The 19,792-nt window shown below is 55.0% G+C and carries 16 protein-coding genes and 1 pseudogene; 11 read left to right on the top strand and 6 right to left on the bottom strand.

Annotation, left to right across the window (positions count from 1 at the left end):
- The first annotated feature begins 8 nt into the window (after positions 1 to 8).
- The 6 genes and pseudogenes from H7847_RS18060 to H7847_RS18035 all read left to right on the top strand — a co-directional run bounded on the left by H7847_RS18060 (position 9) and on the right by H7847_RS18035 (position 8,439).
- Positions 9 to 995, top strand: a complete 987-nt coding sequence (locus H7847_RS18060) for a hypothetical protein (RefSeq protein WP_227270877.1) — start codon at positions 9 to 11, stop codon at positions 993 to 995.
- Positions 996 to 1,593: 598 nt separating this feature from the next.
- Positions 1,594 to 3,438 (top strand): methyl-accepting chemotaxis protein, encoded by a 1,845-nt coding sequence (locus tag H7847_RS18055; protein ID WP_227270876.1) that lies wholly within the window; start codon positions 1,594 to 1,596, stop codon positions 3,436 to 3,438.
- A 558-nt stretch (positions 3,439 to 3,996) separates the two neighbouring features.
- Positions 3,997 to 4,905, top strand: a pseudogene (locus H7847_RS18050) (ISKra4 family transposase); the annotation flags it as partial.
- A 264-nt stretch (positions 4,906 to 5,169) separates the two neighbouring features.
- Positions 5,170 to 5,844 (top strand): SDR family oxidoreductase, encoded by a 675-nt coding sequence (locus H7847_RS18045; protein ID WP_227270875.1) that lies wholly within the window; start codon positions 5,170 to 5,172, stop codon positions 5,842 to 5,844.
- Between the two features lie 702 nt (positions 5,845 to 6,546).
- Positions 6,547 to 7,155, top strand: coding sequence for an NADPH-dependent F420 reductase (locus tag H7847_RS18040; RefSeq protein WP_227270874.1), 609 nt, complete (start codon positions 6,547 to 6,549; stop codon positions 7,153 to 7,155).
- 207 nt (positions 7,156 to 7,362) lie between these two features.
- The gene (locus tag H7847_RS18035; RefSeq protein WP_227270873.1) at positions 7,363 to 8,439 is read left to right on the top strand and encodes an SMP-30/gluconolactonase/LRE family protein; all 1,077 of its coding nucleotides are present in this window, start codon (positions 7,363 to 7,365) and stop codon (positions 8,437 to 8,439) included.
- 334 nt (positions 8,440 to 8,773) lie between these two features.
- On the opposite strand, the gene H7847_RS27230 is transcribed toward H7847_RS18035, so the two are convergent.
- From H7847_RS27230 to H7847_RS18005, 6 genes are read right to left on the bottom strand one after another with little or no spacing between them, the layout of a single operon-like run.
- Positions 8,774 to 9,535 carry a gamma-glutamyl-gamma-aminobutyrate hydrolase family protein gene (locus H7847_RS27230; protein WP_227270872.1) on the bottom strand — a complete coding sequence of 254 codons (762 nt, stop codon included), beginning with the start codon at positions 9,533 to 9,535 and terminating at the stop codon, positions 8,774 to 8,776.
- Positions 9,528 to 10,880: an O-acetylhomoserine aminocarboxypropyltransferase/cysteine synthase family protein gene (locus H7847_RS18025; RefSeq protein WP_227270871.1), complete on the bottom strand. Its 1,353-nt coding sequence runs from the start codon at positions 10,878 to 10,880 to the stop codon at positions 9,528 to 9,530. Before H7847_RS18025 ends, H7847_RS27230 begins: the two co-directional genes overlap by 8 nt.
- A 45-nt stretch (positions 10,881 to 10,925) precedes the next feature.
- Positions 10,926 to 11,864, bottom strand: a complete 939-nt coding sequence (locus H7847_RS18020) for a fatty acid desaturase family protein (RefSeq protein WP_227270870.1) — start codon at positions 11,862 to 11,864, stop codon at positions 10,926 to 10,928.
- The gene (locus tag H7847_RS18015; RefSeq protein WP_227270869.1) at positions 11,861 to 12,529 is read right to left on the bottom strand and encodes a hypothetical protein; all 669 of its coding nucleotides are present in this window, start codon (positions 12,527 to 12,529) and stop codon (positions 11,861 to 11,863) included. Before H7847_RS18015 ends, H7847_RS18020 begins: the two co-directional genes overlap by 4 nt.
- 53 nt (positions 12,530 to 12,582) lie before the next feature.
- Positions 12,583 to 13,314, bottom strand: a complete 732-nt coding sequence (locus tag H7847_RS18010; RefSeq protein WP_227270868.1) for an ABC transporter permease — start codon at positions 13,312 to 13,314, stop codon at positions 12,583 to 12,585.
- Positions 13,315 to 14,109 carry a phosphodiesterase gene (locus H7847_RS18005; RefSeq protein WP_227270867.1) on the bottom strand — a complete coding sequence of 265 codons (795 nt, stop codon included), beginning with the start codon at positions 14,107 to 14,109 and terminating at the stop codon, positions 13,315 to 13,317.
- 309 nt (positions 14,110 to 14,418) lie between these two features.
- On the opposite strand from H7847_RS18005, the gene H7847_RS18000 reads away from it, so the two are divergent.
- The 5 genes from H7847_RS18000 to H7847_RS17980 are packed head-to-tail and all read left to right on the top strand — an operon-like array spanning position 14,419 to position 19,646.
- Complete coding sequence (locus tag H7847_RS18000) at positions 14,419 to 14,937, top strand: dCTP deaminase (protein ID WP_227270866.1); 519 nt, start codon at positions 14,419 to 14,421, stop codon at positions 14,935 to 14,937.
- On the top strand, positions 14,934 to 15,494 hold the full coding sequence (gene dcd, locus H7847_RS17995) for a dCTP deaminase (RefSeq protein WP_227270865.1): 561 nt from the start codon (positions 14,934 to 14,936) through the stop codon (positions 15,492 to 15,494). Before H7847_RS18000 ends, dcd begins: the two co-directional genes overlap by 4 nt.
- Positions 15,491 to 17,416, top strand: coding sequence for a PEP/pyruvate-binding domain-containing protein (locus H7847_RS17990; protein WP_227270864.1), 1,926 nt, complete (start codon positions 15,491 to 15,493; stop codon positions 17,414 to 17,416). Before dcd ends, H7847_RS17990 begins: the two co-directional genes overlap by 4 nt.
- The gene (locus H7847_RS17985; RefSeq protein WP_227270863.1) at positions 17,413 to 18,612 is read left to right on the top strand and encodes a hypothetical protein; all 1,200 of its coding nucleotides are present in this window, start codon (positions 17,413 to 17,415) and stop codon (positions 18,610 to 18,612) included. The genes H7847_RS17990 and H7847_RS17985 overlap by 4 nt, the downstream gene beginning before the upstream one ends.
- Positions 18,609 to 19,646, top strand: a complete 1,038-nt coding sequence (locus tag H7847_RS17980) for a hypothetical protein (protein ID WP_227270862.1) — start codon at positions 18,609 to 18,611, stop codon at positions 19,644 to 19,646. The genes H7847_RS17985 and H7847_RS17980 overlap by 4 nt, the downstream gene beginning before the upstream one ends.
- Positions 19,647 to 19,792: the final 146 nt, after the last annotated feature.

The raw sequence follows: 19,792 nt of genomic DNA, 5'->3' as shown, positions 1-19,792 counted from the left end.
GATACCAGATGAAAATCGATACCCCGGATGCGGGAATGACCCATCTTACTGATCCAGATATTCAAAAGCTGGACTACAATCCCGCAACCGACTTTTCACCACCGACAACCCTTCTGTACAATCCCGATAACAAGGCCTCCGTTTCCGAGGATGCACTCGCGGACATCATTGATGGTGATGCCGAGCCGGCGACAGGTCTTCTGGGTGGTTTGCCGGCGGATGCTCCCCGGTCGTTGGCGGTTGCCTATAGCAACGAACCGACCGGGGGCGCGCTGGGAAACCGTGATGGCGAGCCAGACATCCAGAAAATCAAGGAGATCGTCGCCGATACCATCGACGTCGTGCTTCCCGATGCGCTTGTTCTTGGCGCGAGCGGGCCGCGCGGCGGCACCTTTGGTCTGGAATCTTTCGCAACCGGCGAAATAACTTCGTTTAATTCGCTTAGCCTGAACGGGCCAGGCCAATCCGTGGTCGGCACGGTGGCTCTTGACCAGGAGGGGAACATCAAATCCGAAGCCGGTTTCGGCTATGCCAAGAAGATAGAAATTCCAGTTCTGGCGAATACGGAGGCCCTGGTGTTCGTCAATGCGCGGAGCGACTCCCTGCCAAACGATCTCGAATGGAAGCCCGACGGCAGTAGCGGCCTGATCCCGGACGTCAAGGAAGGGGAGACCGTGACTGTGAGCGTGAACGTCGGGGGGGCATACTCCGTATCTGATGCCGCCGCCGCGACCGTCTATGGTGCCGTGGGGTCCGCTCTCGTACCCGGCAGCGGGGGTTTCGCGACGCGTCTCGGGGCGGAAACCGCAAATGCGACGAAATACGACGCCTGGGCAGGGCTCGCCTGGCGGGCGACGGCCACATTCGACAGCGAGGGGCTCGTCTCGGTCAAGATCGGCGATACCGAGATCCCGGCGGAGGAAATCGGCGATTTCATCGGGAATGTCTTGGGTAAATCAGCCGGAAAGATCGACGATCAGTTGGGAGGAAAATAGAACTCCGGGTCGCACGTTTCATCGATGACGACCGGAACTCTTCGGTCGTCATCGCTTACAGTTTTCCAAGCCTGCATCCGTCTCTTTTGGTCTGAGCGCCCCCCGTCAGGATGCTCAGAGCCTCCTGGGAACGTTGAAGAACTTGCATTTTGACCTGCTCTGTCATGCCCCCGGGACGCGTAGCAGTCGTTCGCCGGGAGCCGGATGACATATCTACTCGTGTCGAAAACTGCTATTTGCGATCGAGCAAGAACATCCAAAAAATGGAAAGCCAATGTAGCCGCTGGCCGGGTCTCAGGGCGAAGCGTCAAACCAGCCTTGACGTATTTCACGGGCGCGACCGTCTACCACCTAAAGCAATGCTCAGGGTCTAACGAGGCCCAAACCGACCCGTGCCCAGAAAGGATTTCCGGCGCAGACCCGCCGTGGACGGTGAGATCATATCAGAGCTCTATACGCTCCACGTCGGCAAATGTGTTCAATTCCAGGTTAATTCCACCTTTGAATCGCGGTGTCCGATGATTTCTCGTCGGGCTTTTACGGCTTGGCAATATCTGGTTGTTAGTCCGGCACTCATAACGCTAGGAGTATATTCAAAATGTTTGATAACTGGTCAGTCGCAAAAAGAATCTACTTTGGATTCGGGAGCTCTCTTTTATGCCTGATCGCTGTTTGTATTTTTGGATTTTTTGCAGTCTGGGAACTGGGTGGCACGTTCAAAGGCTATCGTGAAAGCGCGCGGCAAACGGTGCTGATCAACGAATATGTCGAGGATCAGTTCGAGGCACGAATGGCGGCCCTGAAGTATCGTATTAGCCCGAGCGACGCGCAGCAGCAGGAGGTTCGCCAGAACATCTCGGAGATCGTAGAAGATGACCGATATGAGGAGATTTTTGCGAATTCACCTGAAATCTTGGCGGAAGTCGCAGCACTGAAAGATCTGGCGCTGCGGTATCGATCCTCTTTTGACGAGATGGTCATTCTGCAAGCACAGCGAGAGGAGATTGTCGCAACCCTTAGCCGCTTGGGACCGGAAACACGCAAATATCTGACCGACATCATGGAAACGGCGTATCAAGACAGTGACCCCCTCTCGGCCTATTACGCGGGCATCGCACAGCAAGAACTGATGCTTGGCCGGTTTTACATGGAACGGTTTTTGCTCAACAATACCGACGAGGCCTTCGACCGGGCGCGGCGCCATTTGGCCGAAAGTGGGACGCGCATGCAGATATTGCTCGACACGCTCGAAGACCCGAACAGGCTTGCCATGGCGTCGCAAGTGATCGGGAACATCAACGCATATGTCAAAGCCGGGCAAGACGTGAATGCTGTCATAACTGCGCGTAACGACATTCGGGAAAACGAGCTCGATCAATATGGTCCGGAGCTTCAAGATCGGTATGAAAGAGTTGTCGACGCCGTTGTACACCGACAGAACACGCTTGGCCTCGCCGGGCAAGACATCGTGAACGCGATGAAGTGGATGATGCCAGCCATCGGCTTTGCAGCATTCCTGTTGGCCGTTGTGCTTGCGCGTCTGATCGCCAGCCGCATTTCGCGGTCCATTAGTGACGTTGCGGACCGCACCGGGCAGTTGGCGCAGGGGAATCTTGACGTTGAAATCATTGGTACGGAATTCGATCATGAAATCGGGCGGGTCGCTCGTTCGCTGGAGGTCTTCCGCAATAACATGCGGCGGACCGAAGAGCTTCGCACCGCGTTGCAGGAGGTTCTGGCGAAAGCTTACAGTAGCGCTGAAGTGGTGGAGAATGCAGCGGTCATCCTTAATGCAAATGCCCGCGAAATCAAAGAGGGCGCCTTGATGCAGACGTCAGCCGCCCAACAGGCGACGGCGTCCATTGCAGAGATGTTAGAAAATCTCACTGACGCGGCAAACAGTGCCACCCGCACCGAGAGCACGGCGAAAAAGGCGGCGGACGATGCATCCAGCACAGGAAAGGCCGTTGCGCAGGCTTTGAATGAAATGGAATTGATCGCTCAGAAAATCGATGTCGTTCAGGAGATTGCAAACCAAATTGACCTGCTCGCCCTCAATGCAGCGGTTGAAGCGGCACGCGCGGGTGACCATGGAAAAGGGTTTGCGGTGGTCGCCATGGAAGTCCGCAAACTGGCCGAACGCAGCAAGGTGGCATCGGAAGAAATCTCGGTCCTGTCTTCGCGAAGTGTCGCGGTCGCCGTAGAGGCCGGATCGATGTTGGATCAGCTTGTCCCCATCATTCGGGAAACGGCGGAGCTTGTAGTCGATATTTCAAGTGCTTCCAAGAGCCAAGCGGACTCTGCCGAGCAAATTGACCTATCCATCAAGAGCCTGGACAGTATCATCTCCAAGAATTCCCACGTGGCCGAACAAACGAGCGCCCGGGTCGTGGACCTATCTGCTCAGGCCAGCGAGCTAAAGAGGACAATCGGGGCGTTCTAACCTCGCGATTTTGGCCTGTCTGAGTATGTGGTTTTCACAATCGCGATCAGGCTTTGGTCGCCCGTGACAAGTTCGAGGACACGGTCTTCGAAACCGCTTTTTGTGATGGCGCCGATCCTTGGTACAGAGACTCTCAGGGACCCGCGAACGCAATTCTCGATGTCCTGCGACTTGCCCAAAAGGTGACTGCGGCTGACAAGCAGTATCCGGGTTCGCTATGCTTCTTCACCTTTTACAAAGACCCCGACGAAACCAGCCGAGGCGGACGAGTTGGGCGATTCCGCGCGCATCGTTACGATCCGTTTGGTTGCGCATAGCACCAAGCCCGGCCTCTACATGCCTGCATTCCATGCAGATCGCTGGCAACCTTGCCGCCCTCAATTCGCTATAAAGCCAGGAGGCCGTTGGTCCGGCCTCGAGCCCCAGTCTGAGAATTGGCTGCCCAAACTATCCAGCACTGTGACAATCGCCTCAGGCTCTGCCTCAATCTTGCGCTCAAGGCAGACCGTTCCTTCATTATCGACAAGGGAACGAAGAACCACAAGCCCCATGTGGTAAGCGGCGCGGCTACTGAATATCCTGACGCCTTGTGCCAAGCAAAACCATATGACGATCCGCAACCGTCTTGCTTCGGTCGCAGGTCGTCTGGAGGGTGGCTGCGATCAAACCAGCGCTGACACGACTGTAACCACAGCATCTTCTGAGACAGTGGTGTTCCTCGACGGCGCCTGTGTATGCTCCAGACCCGAGTATCAAAGGCGCAATTTCGAAGTCAGTGTTGGTGCGATCGAGGACCCGACAGGCACGAAGCGCCGGTCTGGATTGAGCCTGGCTGGCGCAAACCAACCGTTGGACTGCCTGCGAACCAACCTGAAAGCGGCCGTTTGGCGGGAGGGCAAGCAGGTAACGGTCTTGTCTGATGGCGATCCAACGTTGCCCCGACCGGGGCGGAACGCGACCGGCGCTGATCTCGAACACATCCTTGCCTCGTGGCACATATCGGTCCGCATCCGGCATGTTGAAACCGCCTGTAAGACCTTGCTGTCCGATCTGGATGCTTCTGAGAACGATGAAATCGATGCGCTGCCCCAGAACCTTCTATGGCGCGTATAGAATGGACAAACCGATCAGGCCCCGGAGGCATTTGCAACCCTGTTCAGATTTGCGATGCGACGACCAGCAGAACCCAGGACGCTGCATCGACAGCCGCCGCACGCTTGTTGGATCTGAAGACCTATCTGGGCTACAACAGTTAGGCTCTCGTCAACTACTATGACCACCGGCGCCGAAGAGGCATGTCGGTCTCTACGTCGCACGCCGAAGGACCGGTCAATGACATCGCCAACATCCGCATGGGCAAAAAACAACGGATGTTATGATCCCCGCAAGGAAGCTCACCGTGTGGCGACAGTGAGAGCCGCCGTGCTCGATAGTCGGCTCTCGGAAGGAAGAATCATGGCGGCCTGATCCCAAAGTTTTTTAACTCCCCAACAGTCCTCTTGAGCGTAGACCTCATGAGATCAGCAATCCCGATCAGGGCGACGCAGAGCGCAGAGCGCTGTGGCCACTTCACTAGACCCACACGTGTGATCTCGTAAAACAAGAATATGATCCTGAAATAAGCTTCGCCTACTCTACCACATCATCATAGTGCAGTTTTTTCGCGACTGGAGTAGGCAATGTTACAATCCTCGTCATTGGGGCCTGAATGGACCGTAATGGGGTCCCTCAATGGCTGACCAATTGAAGGGCAAGACGATCGCCGTTTACGGCGCATATGGTTTCGTCGGCTCCATTCTTGTGCAGCGCGCGGTTTTGCAAGGCGCAAATGTGATCGCGGTTGGAAGGGATCAAAGCAAACTGGATGCACTGGCGCAGGATATCGGCACTGATATTCAGACGCGAAGTGTTGATCTCGCCCAAAACCGCCAAGGCGGTCCTTTGTTCGGAACTGGGGAAACGCTCGACGCTATTTTCACGCCTCTTGGCGGCGCTTATGTGTCCGGTGCTTTCGCGGATCTTGAACCATCAGATTTTGCCAATGCCATGGAAGGAAAGCTGTTGACACAGGTTGCCGCCCTGCAAGCTTCCCTGCCACATCTTGCGGAAAAGGGATCGGTCTTGCTGTTTTCTGGACTGTTCAGCCGCAAGCCAATGGATGGTTTTTCCGCGATGACTGCGCTCAACGGCGCCATTGAGGCGTTGACACCAGCTATCGCCATCGAGCTCGCGCCGCTGCGGGTTAACTGCATCGCACCGGCGTTGATCAAGCCGTCAGCTGACCGACGAAGCACAGAGGCCTCGGTGACAACGCCCGAAGAAGTTGCGGATCTTGCTCTGTCTGTGGCTCAGTTGAATGTTTCTGGCAGTGTCTTTGACATACCAAGAGACCCGTCTGTTCTTTGACAAGCGATGCGCTGTATCTGTTCCTGCAGCCCCTGCGCTGTCTGACACAATCGAAAAAGCTGGCGAAGGGGTTCGCATAAGCAGATATTATGGCGCTGCAGCCGTGGTTAGCGGATGTGCAGACCTCTTCCACCACTGCCGAAAAAGCGCTGTTTCCACTGCTTTTGATCAATTCCTTTTGAGCCTTCGGATATAGCGTCGTTTTTCCCGTCCTCCTCGTTCAGTGACGCTTTGGGGCGGCAACGCATTGGTCTATGGGATTGTCGGCACCGCCTATACGGTCTCCCACTTCATCGGAGCACCTCTGCTTGACCGGCTCTCCGACCGGATCAGCCAGATCGGAACTTTCTGGTTTGGATTGTGTTTCTGATCGCCCTTTTCGTCAATGGCACGCGTATTGCGTCTTTTGAGAACAAACTGCTCGTGTCTTTTATCCTGACCATACCGCTGTTTCTGCTCTTTCTAGCCCTTGCACGCGACGGGATGACTGGTGGCGGCGCAAGAGGTCAAATTCAGGGAATGATGTAAGCAATAAGCAGGATCATAGCATCCGCTTGTTGCTTTTTCTGTCGAATATGGTGCCGTGGTGCCGGACTGAGCTGTTTGGCGCCGCGTGGAGCCGGGGTTAATCTTCGGGAAAACAGACATTGTGGAGCATATTGACGTTAAATGTTGCCACAGATTCACCAGGGAGCAACCACCATGAAGATAGGTATTGTTGGTAGTGGGAATATTGGCGGTCCGCTTGGCCTTCTTTGGGCGAAAGCAGGTCATGACATCGTTTTTTCGTCCCGCAATCCCGAGACCTTGACCAGTCTTGCCGCCGCTGCGCCGAAGGCCCAGACCGCCACGCCCGGCGAGGCCATCGCCTTCGGTGATGTTATCCTGGAAGCGATCCCTTTCAAAGCAGCGCTAGAGCTCCCCGCTGACGCGCTTGCTGGCAAGGTTCTCATTTCAGCTTCCAACTACTACCCGCAACGCGATGGCGACATCGATTTCCACGGCGTGGGCCAGTCTGAACGCCTCGCTGCGGGCCTCCCCGGCGTCAGGGTCGTGAAGGCATTCAACATGATGCAGGCGGGCGAGATGGCTGCGCTTGCGGGGGATCGCGGAAAACCCGGCCTTGCGATATTTGTCGCGGGCGATGACGCGAACGCGCGCAAGATCGTTTCTGGACTGGTGTCCGATGCTAGATTTTCCCCTGTCGAAACCGGTCCATTGGAAACCGGTCGCCACTTTGAAAGCGGCGCACCGCTTTACAACAAGAAATGGACCGAAGCCGAAGCAAGGGCGGCGCTCGAACGTATCTGATAAGAGCCGTCATCCTTGCCGCGGCATGGGAGGTTTATCGAGAACACCAGGAGAGCTGAAATATAAAAAAGCAAAAGCGGATCTCATAAGCGCTCATTCGGCTCAATCGGTAATGTCAAAGTGTCTGGTTCAAGTGAAGTTCACCAGACCTCCGTCTTCTAATCACGGATAGCCGAGGCTAATACTCTCGAGAGGGGACAAGACCAAATGATGGTATGCAAATTGCTGCAATACATCAAATACTTCGCCATCGCTGCAATCGCAGGATCGGCGCTGTCAGCCGACGAGGCCGGTTTTCCAGAGCCGGTAGGTGATCCATCCATCATTTTGCCAGGGGAACAAGTAGAACTGGTCTGGAGTGGTGGATGTGGAACTACGGAAGGGGTTTCATCCGCACCCGACGGTACGATCTTCTTCAGCGAGATCACATTTACCTTTATCTGCGGTGATCCCGAAACCAAGCAACTCCAAGCAGGAAACATCTGGCGGCATGACCCAACAACGGGTGAAACAACATTGTTTCGAAGCCCCAGCGGCATGTCGAACGGTATAAAGTTCGACGCCAATGGTGACATGTTTTATGCTATGGGAGCTGACTACGGAATGCGCTCAATCGGCAAAACTGACATGAAAACCGGCCGAAGCTATATAGTTGCAGGCCTGTTCAATGGCCGGTCTCTTAATGCACCAAATGACCTCACGATTGATGAGCAAGGACGCGTTTGGTTTACGGATCCTCGAGTCATGGGGCATGAGGATATGGAACAACCTTTCCGCGGCGTTTATCGTGTCGATACCGACGGTACCATAACGAGGGTTATCGACAGCGCAGGTGCTCCGAATGGCATTTTAGTTTCTCCTGATCAGTCTACACTCTACGTTGCAAACATAGATGTTGGAACGTTTGATTTCGCGTCGGTTCGCGCAGACAACATGCCGCTGACAGTGCCGCCACACAATATCTGGGCCTTCGACATCAACGATGACGGATCCGTAGGGAACCGGCGTGAGTTTGTGTCGTTTTTCCCGCAAGAGGGTGCTGATGGTTTGATCGCAGACGTAGATGGTAACCTTTACGTGACTTCGCGGGGTGAAAGAAAAGGCGTCGTCGTCTTTGCACCGGATGGAACCGAGCTTGCGTACATATCAACAGGCGCAGTTAAGCCAACGAATGTCGGCTTTGGCCGGGGTGATGATTCTAATGTGCTGTACATCACTGCCGGAACAAACGTTTACAAAGTGAGGGTTTCCAAAGATGGCTACCAGTTGCCTTCCCCTTCGTGAACAGGACGGCTTATCCCCCGAGTAGCTCTGTCACTGTACCCCAATTAATCACAACAGGGCGAAAAATATCCGGGACTGTTTCATTACCCGGACAGGGTTTGCGATGTTTGGTGCGAAAGGGTTTCATTGTGCCAGATAAGCAACCGTTCAAACGTCACCGGTTTGGCGAGACGTCGTTACCGGCGCCTTCATGGGCACAGTGGATCTGGTCGGGGCTATGTCATTGGCGTCTGCCTTCGGAAATCCAGACGGCGCAGAGAGGCGTGATCCGAATAAGGGATTCCACCGAGACGAATGCAAGGAGACCGGCTTGACCCAGACATCCCATTGCGGGCTAGACGGCAAGCACTGACTGCAGATGCTGTCTTTGGCGACAAGCCATGCCAAACCCGCGCAAAATGCTTTGAGACACTGGGTCTGTCCTGTGGAACCACTCTGGATGCCACTGAACGCCAAGTGCAAAGCCGCCATGGATCGCTATGGAGGCGGCTTCGACAATCCCGTCTTTGCTTCGTGCTTCGACCCGAAGCGCGCATTTATCTATGCACTGGTGATGCAACGAATTGACCATCACCTCCGCCGCAGAACCCAACAACGCTGCAAGGGTACCGCCGGGAACGACGTCGAGAGCATGCTTGTGGGCATATTGAAGGTCGCGACGAAGCCGTAGATCCTCATGATGGTCGGGATGTGACGACGTCACAGGGGGTGTCGCCGCGAGGGTTCCGCCAAAGGCAACATTCATTTCTTGCAATCCGCGGCAAATGCCCAGAATCGAAATGTTATGGTGACAGGCTGCGGAAATCAGCGCGAAAGCACTGTTGTCACGTGGGATGTCGATTGCCGTCTCGACACGATCCGATCCGTATCTCTCGGGGGCCACATTGCTGACGGCGCCCGTCAGAACAAGCCCATCCAAACGTGCCAAGATGCGCACCGCAGCCCGCTGAGAAAGGTTTGTCGGCAGAATAACGCAATCGACGTTGGCACCTTCTCTCAGAGCGTCCAAGTAAACTGACCTTAGGCTTTCTGCCTCAACACCATCGTCATCTGCGCGGCTGCACAGAATGCCGACAAGAGGCCGTTGGTCAATCACCGGCCAGCGCTTGTTCGATGTCGGCAATGATATCGTCTATATGTTCAAGCCCAGTCGAAATGCGTATTGTGCCATCGTTAACCCCAGAGGCCCGTCTCGCATCAGCGTCGATTGAGGCATGGGTCGTTGATGCCGGATGTGTCGCGAGCGTTCGGGCATCGCCGATGTTTGACACATGGTAGATGCGCTTCAGCCGCTCCATAAATCGGCTGCCGCCGGCGATCCCATCAACTACCTCGAACTGCATCAACGGCCCCCCATAAGGGCCCATGTTGCGGGCCGCCTGAGCGCGTATCTTGGGCGTTCCGAACGTAGGGTAGCTTATGGCACTCACCCGGGGATGGGCTGCGAGATGCCGGGCGAGCGCCTGCGCGTTTTCGCAGTGCCTTGGCATGCGGAGTGGCAAAGTCTCAAGGCCCTGCAACATCAGGAAAGACGCGAAGGGCGACGGGCAAGGTCCGAAGTCGCGCATCAAAGTGTTGCGCATCTTAAGCAGATAAGCACTCTGCCCATAGTCGCCGTCAAGTTTCGAAGCAGCCTCCAGCCAATCGATGTCTCCGTGTGATTTGTCCGGCTCAGTCATGAGTGGGAAACGGTCTGCCTGAGCGGACCAATCGAACAGGCCACCGTCGATTACCACACCACCGATTGTCGTTCCGTGCCCACAAATGTACTTGGAAGTGGAGTGCACAACCACATGGGCCCCATGCTCCAACGGTTTGCAGATCAGGGGAGACATGGTGTTATCGACAATGAGAGGCACTCCCTGTTCGTCGGCGATCCGCCCAACATCTTGCAGAGGAAAGGGAACCAGCATCGGGTTTGGCAGAACTTCCGCAAAGTAAGCCCGCGTACGGCTATCTGTGGCTGCGGCAAACGCGACAGGATCCGAGGGGTCGACAAACCGGGTCTCAATTCCAAGCCGTGCGAATGTCGTGCTGAGAAGATTGATCGTGCCCCCATAAAGCTGGGTTGAGCTGACAACATTGTCGCCTGCCTGGGCAATGTTCAACAGTGCAAGCATGATTGCAGCCTGCCCGGACGATGTCGCAACAGCGGCAGCCCCCCCTTCAAGTGTTGCAAGGCGCTGTTCCAAAACATCTGTTGTTGGATTCATCAGCCGAGAGTAGGTGCGGCCTTCCGTACGCAAATCAAACACATCTGAGGCGTGCGCGACGCTTTCAAAAGCATAGGCGTTTGTCAGGTAGAGAGGGACTGTCGTGCTCAAGGTCGCGGGATCATGACGGTATCCCGCATGCAGGACAGTTGTTTCGGGGTGAAGGTTTCCAGCACTGGCGCGTTTCATCGCCTGATGCGATTTGGTGTGGGGCAGTTCATCCTTCATCTCTCACTCCTTCTATCGCTTCGACCTTCAAGATCACGACAGGGCCTATCCGACGACCTCGTCCACGACGCGTCGTGCTCCAACAAAATATCCGTCATTCACATGGGCTTGTTCGGCGTAAACCTCACGTTGATGAAGGAGGTCGCTCGCCTTGGGTAGATTGTAGAACGGGATCCCGGGGTAAAGATGATGTTCTAGGTGGTAATGGACGTTGCAGGGGGCGAGGAGCACCCGCTCTATCCAGCCGGGCGTGACCGTACGCGCCATGGTCAGGTCGCTTTCATCCTCGCACCCTCCATGCTCTGCCAAAGCTCGAAATCGCAGAATTGGCGGCAGCACCGTGACCATCGGCAATGCCCAGAATAGGAGAAACTCCTGCCACACTCCGAAGGCCAGAAGACTAAAGGCGACGACGCCATAAAAGCTCCAAGCGAGCCTCTTTTCAAGAAGGCTAACACCGTCAACGCTGTCGGCGGGTTTGACCATCGGTCCTGTGATCCCGAAATGAGACAGCGTCCCAACAGTCGTCATTGTATTGTAAGCAGTGACATCCTTCACCGCCGTTACAAACATGTGCCAGCGGGATTTGAACCTCTCCCGATTGTTGTTGTCAGGATCGCGGTCTGTGTTGACGTGGCGGTGGTGCAGACCATGATGCGTTCTATACCGGGTTGTGCTTGCTAAGATCGGAAAAGACAGAAAGCAGCTTGCGATAACATCGTTTACCAGTTTGTTGCGCAAGATTATGTAATGGGATGCATCGTGCATCAGCACTGCCAAGGCGTGTTGACGTGTTCCAATCACAATCACGGCCAATAGCGTCACCCACCAGAGATTGAGAGTGAGCGCGGTCCAAATGGACCCGATGATGACCATCCATTGAAAGCCAATCGCGAAGAGGCCTTTTGGAACCGAAAGTTTGCAGAGTTGACGAAGCTCTTCTTTCGATAATCGGTATTGGTCGCGCTGGCTGGTCCTGCTCATAGACGTTTTCCCAATATGAAGAGCCCGGCAGACAACGTGCCAATTGCCCATAACAACAAAGCGAGCGACCAATCCCACGGAAGGGCCCCAGTTTCTGCGATGCCGCTTGCCACTTGAAAAAACAGCGTTGGGGGCAAGGCGGCGACCGCGTCCAGCAACACACCGCTTCCGCTCGCCAGGCCATAAAATATCGGGCTGAAGACGATGATCCCCACGATCACAATGTCGGCCACAAGCTGCACTGAGATAAGCGATAAATGAAATGCAAGTAGGCTTAGGCCAAGACCGAGGAACCACAGGCACAAAAGGGAAATGGGGATCAAGAATAATCCATCCCAATGCGCCCCCATGAAAGCGAGCACGCAAAAAAAACTCAGCATCGGCAACAGGACCAGCGGCAGGGCCGAAAACAGGACGGATGCTTGGATGCGCGACGGCTGAACATGCCCCGTATGCATCAACAGGCGGCAGAGCCCGGCCTCCCACTCTTCGGTAAACGTCACTGCGGGAACCCGCATCATCATAAAGCCGGCAGCGATGACAGCGGCAGAGCAGGCAAGGCGGATCGATTCAACCGGCACAACACTCGCGACAAGCAGTACGATCAGAACCGGAACGACCAACCCATAAAGCAGTCGGTTTAGGGCAACCTGGCGGAACCCCAAAACCCGAAGCTTTAAGAGACCTGCGAGGTTCGGGCGACTTATGCTCTCCAACATCATCTCAACATCCTTCGGACGGCCAGTGTCAGGCCCATGGCCAAACAAACAAGAAAACCCCAGGCGGTGCCCGGGCCGGTCTCACCGGCGAATGCGCTCTGCATCAATGTCGCTGAATGCGTTAGCGGCGAAAACAATGACAGGGTGCGAAGCGGCTCAATCAAAGCATCTGGCGAATAGAGAACGGGGCTAAGAAAGGTCAGACCGACTGCCGCAGAAGAAAGCCACGTGTAGCCCTGCTTAAATTGAGACGACGATATTGCGATCGCCCCTCCGATGGCCCCCATTGCAATGCCCGATAGCGCTGCAATCACGACAAGCAGTCCAATCTGCGCGAAACCGAGGGTTGCCAAACCAAACAGATTTACAATGAGGCACCCGCTCGCGACAGAAAAGCAGCCAAAAAGCATCCCGACACAGACGTGCAAGCCCAGATAGTCCTGCGTCCTAACACCGGCACTTTTGACCAGCGAAAGTCGCCCCTTATGCACATCAGACAAGATGGCAAAGCCCACACGAGACGTCGCTCCGACGCCAATCCCCACAATCAGCCCATCCACTAGAAATCGTGGCAGTGCTTCGGGTGCTCCTGTGGTCATTCGCCAGCCGAAATAAAAAATGAAACAGGGCAGCGCGAGCGCGTCGAAAAGGAGGAAAAGCAGGCTCGAAGCCTCTTGGCGCCAATACAGCTTTGACAGCGTCTTGATCGTCTGAACCTTCATGGTGCCCATTCAAAAGAAATCCATGGCAGGACCGAAGTCGCCGATCGGACTGAAGTGAGAGAGTGAAGACCCGCCAGGGCGCAGCACATGAAGAAGTATCCCGGGGGGCTCCATGAACGACGCAGGTGCTGCATTCTCATGTGTCCGCAAGGCAATCTGTGATGCCGTGCTCGGACAACTAACGGCTAGGCTGCCCGCAAACGGAGCCATCATTAACCGATGCACATGACCGAACAAAATGCGGATGATATTGTCAAACTCTCTCAGCAAGCCTTCGATCTTCGGTCCGGATCGGTTGGCGTAAGCGTCAAGATATGGGACGCCACTGGCGACAGGATGATGATGGGTGGCCAACACGGTTGGCTTTTCAGGATCCGCGCGCAAACAGGTCTCTAGCCAAGTAAACCCGTCCAAATCCAGTGCGCCATAATGCTGGTTTGGCACGCTACAATCCAACCCGATGACCCGAACAGGTGCATCGTTCAGACAAAAGTGAAGCGGTCCATTTCGGGGTAGATAAGCATGATCTCGGAAAGCCGCGCGGAAATTCTCACGATCATCATGATTTCCAGGCAAGACCGCATAAGGGGCGTCCAGCTTTTCGAGAACGTTGCGCGCGGCATCGTATTCTTCTGTCAGGCCACTCTCGACCAGATCGCCCGTAAACAAGACGAGGTCTGGCGCTGGGTCCAGATTGTTCACGTGAGCGACGGCGGCTTCTGCCATTACCTCCGTCGGAATGATGCCCTGGTACAGTGTGCCGGGCGCAGTGATGTGAAAATCTGAAATCTGAGCAATAAGCATGTAGTCCCCCGGGAGTGATGCACGGCTCACACTTTCACGAAGAAAAACAGACTGTGAAATATTTATGAGTTTTGCCGCTCGTTGGCAAAATTCTTGCACTGGTTGCGCGAAATTTCATCATCAATACCCCTAAAGGTTGATTTTTTGAGCAAAGGAATGCCGCGCAGGCCAAATACTACTTCTCAAAGTGTGGGTTCCTTGCAGAATCGTTCGGCTACTACCTACGAGTTGTAGGCATGGATTACTCAATCGCGTTCCTAAATCGGACCGGCAAGATATTCAGTTCTCGTCATTTTGAGGAGGCGGACCATGCTTTTGACTGGTGGTAAGATCCATGAAGAGGTGTGTCGAAATGCGATCACAATATCTGATTTTGACGAAAATAACCTTGAGCCGAATTCCTATGGTTTCCGTCTTGGCGAAGAAATCATTGTCTACGATGAAGCGGAGGTCGATGGTTTAGGCCCGCGTCGCACCACGAAGGTCACGATTCCGGAACACGGCTACGTTCTTGAACCTGATAGGTTTTATCTTGGTCACACCTATGAAACCATGGGCAGCAACGAATATGCATCAGAGATTTACGCGCGCCTCTCGACAAGTGCGCTTGGCATTTTTATCCAGACGAGCGCCCCTCTCGGCCACACTGGTGCAATCGTAAAGTGGACGCTTGAAATCGTCGTTGCCCAGCACGTAATCGCCTATCCGAAAATGCTGATCGGAAAAATCTGTTTTTGGGAGAATACGGGCGAAGTGCGCGGCTACGCAGGCAGATATGCCGGGTCCCAAACTGTCATTCCCTCTCTGTTATCAGCAGAAGCACCATGATTTTGACAGGTCAGGCCATTGCGAACGCGGTTAAAAGCGGTGACATCACCATCGACCCGTTTGTCCCGGGCCAAGTCAATCCAAACAGTTACAACTTTACGTTGGGTCCTTCTTTTCGCGTCTATAAAGAAGGCGTTTTGAATCCGAGAGAAAAAAACCAGACTGACGAAATCTGGATGAAAGACGGTGAAATTGTTTTGCAGCCGCGCCGTCTCTATCTTGCGCACACAAGAGAGCGTATCGGGAGCAAGAAATTTGCCCCGACCTATGCCGCTCGGTCCTCTGTGGCTCGACTGGGTATGTTCATCAATTTGTCTGCTTCATTGGGTGACATTGGGTTCATCGGCCAATGGACCATTCAGCTTTTCGCCCTCCACCCGATCCGGCTTTATGAGGGGATGGCCATTGGGCAGATGATGTTCTGGCAGCCGAAAGGCGAAATTGAACTCTACGAAGGCAAGTATCAGGGAGCCTATGGCCCTATCGCATCGCGTATCCATCGCGATGTGGCCGTTGAGCCTGTTGACACAGAGAACGCTTTGATGGTGGGCGAATGACGAGGCTTCCTCAAAAATATACAAGTTTGATGAAGGCGGGTGAGACCGTCCGCGTACCCGACACTTGTTTGATCACCACTGCGGAATTGCAGGGTTTGATCGCGGATTTTGATCGAAAAGACGCGGCCCTTGCCGCGCAGTTGACAGATATCGAACTGACGACCGGCGCAACGTTGGAGCGTCAAATCGCGAGGATCGAAGAGCTTCTTCGGGATGTGCAACCGGCCACGGTTTGGCGCGAAATGTTAGCACAGAATCTTGATCAGCAGCTGGAAAGTTGGCGCGAAACGCCACTCGCAGTCAGATCTGCGGCGGCACATGAGGATGATACCTCTAGCAGCGCTGCCGGACTATACGAGAGCGTCATCGGCGTCGAAGGTGACGCCGCCGTGATTGAGGCGATCATCACTGTTTGGAAGTCGTATTATGCGCGCGCAGCCATCGTTGCCCGCCTCGCGGCCAATCTGCCGACACAGGATGATCGGATGTCGATTATGGTGCAGGCCGTTATCCCGGCCGCAGCCGCAGGCGTTGCTTTTTCGACGAACCCCGTGACACGTGGCGAGCCCATTTGTGAGTATGTCGCTGGGCTGAGTGGTGCTTTGCTGGACGGGTCTCGGACCGGCCGCACAGCGACGCCCACATCCGGACCAACGGAAGCGAACGATCCTTTGGGTTCGGCGGGTGCGCAAGCTGTGTTTGCAGACCTAGCAAAGCTCAAAGCACTGTTCGACCACGAGGTCGACATGGAGTGGGTTTGGGACGGACAAGATCTGACGGTCGTGCAGGTCCGCCCCATGACAGCACTCGCCACGTCGGTGGAACAACTAGATGCCGCAGCATACTACGACGTGGTCCCGATATACGAAGACTCGCAAGAGGCGTTCTTTTCCAGCGAGACCCTGCCAGACTATGTGCAGTATTTCCGCGCCAAGCGCGCACCGCTTCACCGCATTTCGCAAGAGTTGGGACTGTGGTGCCCGCCAGCCTTGTTGTTGCGGGTCAACCGCGCCGGTTTGAAAGAGGTTCTGCACAACGGTGCTTTGGACGCGCTTTTGGTTTGCGAACGTGTCGTTATCGACGCCAGCGACCTCTTACGCCAAATGATCGTTCCTGGCGATAAAGTCATCGAGACATTGACCGCAGCACAGATCCCGGAAGGTCGAACGTCTTGCATCGTGCTGCGCGCCTTCATAAAGGGCGACTACGGCATGATCGCGCAGCTTTCAGAGGACGGTACCGCTGTCCTCGAATACTCCGCAGACGGCTTGATGGCATTGAACCGAGGATCAGCAGTATCGGAACATGTGATCCTGCAACAGGATGGCCATGGGTGCCCCGATTGGATGAGCAACGCAGAGGCACGCACGATTATTGCTGCACTTAAAATCGCAACAGAGCGTTTTGGCCCATCCCACCTTGAATGGACAATGCACGAACATGGTCTGACATTGCTCGACCTGACAACGCGAGCGGCCCACCAGCAATCAACACCTGCAGTCGGTGGCGCAGCCGCCGTGATCAGCGCGGGCTTTGCCAGAGGTCAAGTTTTACGTATCGCAGACAGCCATCACCTGCAGGACCTTAGCGATGGTCCTTCCATCAGCATGAATGAGGTGCCCAACAGCGCTGAATTGGGCCCCTATGTGGAGCAGTTAATGGAAAAGGTGCAAGCGCTGCCGGAGCCGCCCATTCTGGTATGCAAGCGTCCTTTTGCACTTCTCGCTGTTTTCTTGCCCTATGTTGCCGGATTTGTGTTCGAAAATGCTTCGCTTCTGTCGCATCTGTCCATCCTGATCCGCGAAAGCGGAAAGCCGGGCATCGCCTCACAGTCGCTTTTTGACAGTCTCGCGGATGGCCAAACCCACGTTCTCGACATCCCCAGCGCGGCACGACAGCAGGTGGAGGAATGCACAGCATGATTTACTGGCTGATCTATGCGACCCCGGAAGATGTCTATTCTTTTGAGCAGAACGCTAAATGGGCCACGATCGTCAATGTCGCAGCGCGACGGTCGCTTGCAGTCGGGCGTAATGCCATTGTCGCGCCCTTTGACGCTTTTGATGCCCGCTACGTGGTGCGTGATGCTGTGAAGTCGCCCTGTTCAGCACAGGCACTCTACTTGGGAGAAATCGGTCCGAAAGGTCTGGAACGGGAGCAAACCACAGCGGCACAATTGGGCCTGACATCCGGCGGCGCACCAATGTTCCTGATCACGGTGGACGCCGACCGTGCTCGCCTCTATCAAAACTACGAAACCGATGGCCAAAGCACATATTTTCTGGCTCTCGGGGATGTTCCTGCACTCTCTGAAGATTTGGGCTGGTTGCAGGCCTGCCTGCAGGAAGTAAAGCGTCTCGCTTTGTTTCATGGGCCAAAGATCAATAGCAGACGCATTCGGCAGAAATGGAAGTTCGATTACGAACTAGAACGCAAATACACCTTCGCGCATGTGCTCAGGGCAGCGACGTGGTCGACGGCGCCCGTCAGCATATGGGCAATCTCGCGTGCATTGCACGATGCGGCCCGGTCCGATGTACTGCCTGGCTGGATCTCTGAATTCAACGATCAGTTTCATCTCTGGCACTATGATAGCGAGATCTTTGAGGTCACAGACCCTCCTGCCGCACAGGGCTACCTGGCCTTCATTCCCCAAACCGATGGGAACACGACCCTCAAATATAAGCGTTTCCAAGAAGATGCGGAGCTACGCTACGAATCCATCGCGCATCACCTGCCCGTGCAACCGGACCGATATGCGCAAAAGGCGCTTGAGGTGTCAGGCGGGACAACACGACGTTTGCCAGGCTTTCGGCGTACACGGTTCGACGTTGATGTTGAGTCCCTTGAAACCGGCAACGCTTTTGCCATAGTGGTTGACATCTCGCGCCCATTTGACGGCAGCAATGCCCTGCTATCGCAAAGCGAGGTGGAATACATTCGAACCCGTTCGGTCGCTGATCCAAAGGATGTCTTGGCAGATTTTGAGACGGTCTGCGCCTTTGCTGAAAGTGTCTTCCGATCCTGTGGAGCCAGCTACGTTCAGACACCTTACTCCAAGCTGAGCTTCTTGCGCGACGTCCATCAGCCTTCTGTCCCGGAGGTGCAAGCGGTATGAAGCAGGTTTTTGTTATTTTTGGACCATGGGAATTGCGCCATCAGGAGGCAGCGTCTTTGTTGAACCCAAAGATCGCGTGGCTTCCGCTTCGCAATGTTGATTCAAAGACGCGGACAATTGTGCTTCAAGGATCGGACTTGGGTGAAACGGGGCCATTGGATCCTGAACAGATGCCCTTGGCAATTGCAGTTCAAGACGTGTCAGGGAGTGTCGTCCTCAGCCATTTGCTGCATGTGTTGGACAATGATCGCGCGATGTTCTTTGCGGTTAACCACACCGTGCCGGCCGGGACGGGTATAGAGACAGCGATCGCCCAGGCCTTTGACGAATGGTATTTGCCGCTTAGCAATAATGAGTGCTTCTATACTTACACCACCTCCAAACACCGTCATCTTCCGGTGTCTGACAATGTTGAGATGAGTCTTACCGCGCGGCATTTTGCGCAGCACCTTCACGCGGGCGACATGTCCCCGTTTGTCCCACGGTTCCGGTTCCCGGTGCGCCAGTCATTTGATGTGGTATCCGCCTTCGTTTTCACCGATAGCCCTGCCGATGATGAGTATGCCCTGCTCTATGGTGCGTCGGTGGACACAGACGATCCGTCAGAGCGTCAAAGGCCTTATACACTCGCGCTCTTCTCGCGGCATGGCCGTTCGGAGCTTTTGAAGGGCCAGATGTCCGTTACGCTTGGCAGCAAAGACGGGGCACAGGTTGTGGAAGACGCATTCCATCGCCCTTGCAAGCTGCATCGGGTATGGCGGCGCATAACGAATGATGTCCCTCTCGAAAGCGCGGTGAGCGGGGCGGTTTATACGGTCAACTTCGAACATCGCATCTTTATGGACGCTCCCTCGGAAAGTCATGTCACGGTTCGCTACGAAAAAACCCGTGGACCTGCCGATGACGCTGCGACCGAAAGGGAGCTGGACCGCCTTTTCGAGCGCGTGGAAGCGTTCCTGATTGAAAAAGCAGCGACTTCCCAATCTGCCCAGGCACCGGACCTACCTGCTCGCAACATCAAGGTGATCGCGTGATAGATGGTACCCTTGTCATGCTCACCCAAAAAGAGGTTCCGGCCGCACCGCGTAACCTTTTGAGAAGTTACGGTTTTGACCCCGCTGCTATGACGATATCTGAATTTATTCGTCATTCGGGCCCGTTTGCACATGTCATGACATGG

Source organism: Roseobacter weihaiensis (assembly GCF_020622345.1).
In the GTDB taxonomy this organism is placed as follows: domain Bacteria; phylum Pseudomonadota; class Alphaproteobacteria; order Rhodobacterales; family Rhodobacteraceae; genus Roseobacter; species Roseobacter weihaiensis.
This window is presented reverse-complemented; position numbering and strand designations above follow the sequence as displayed.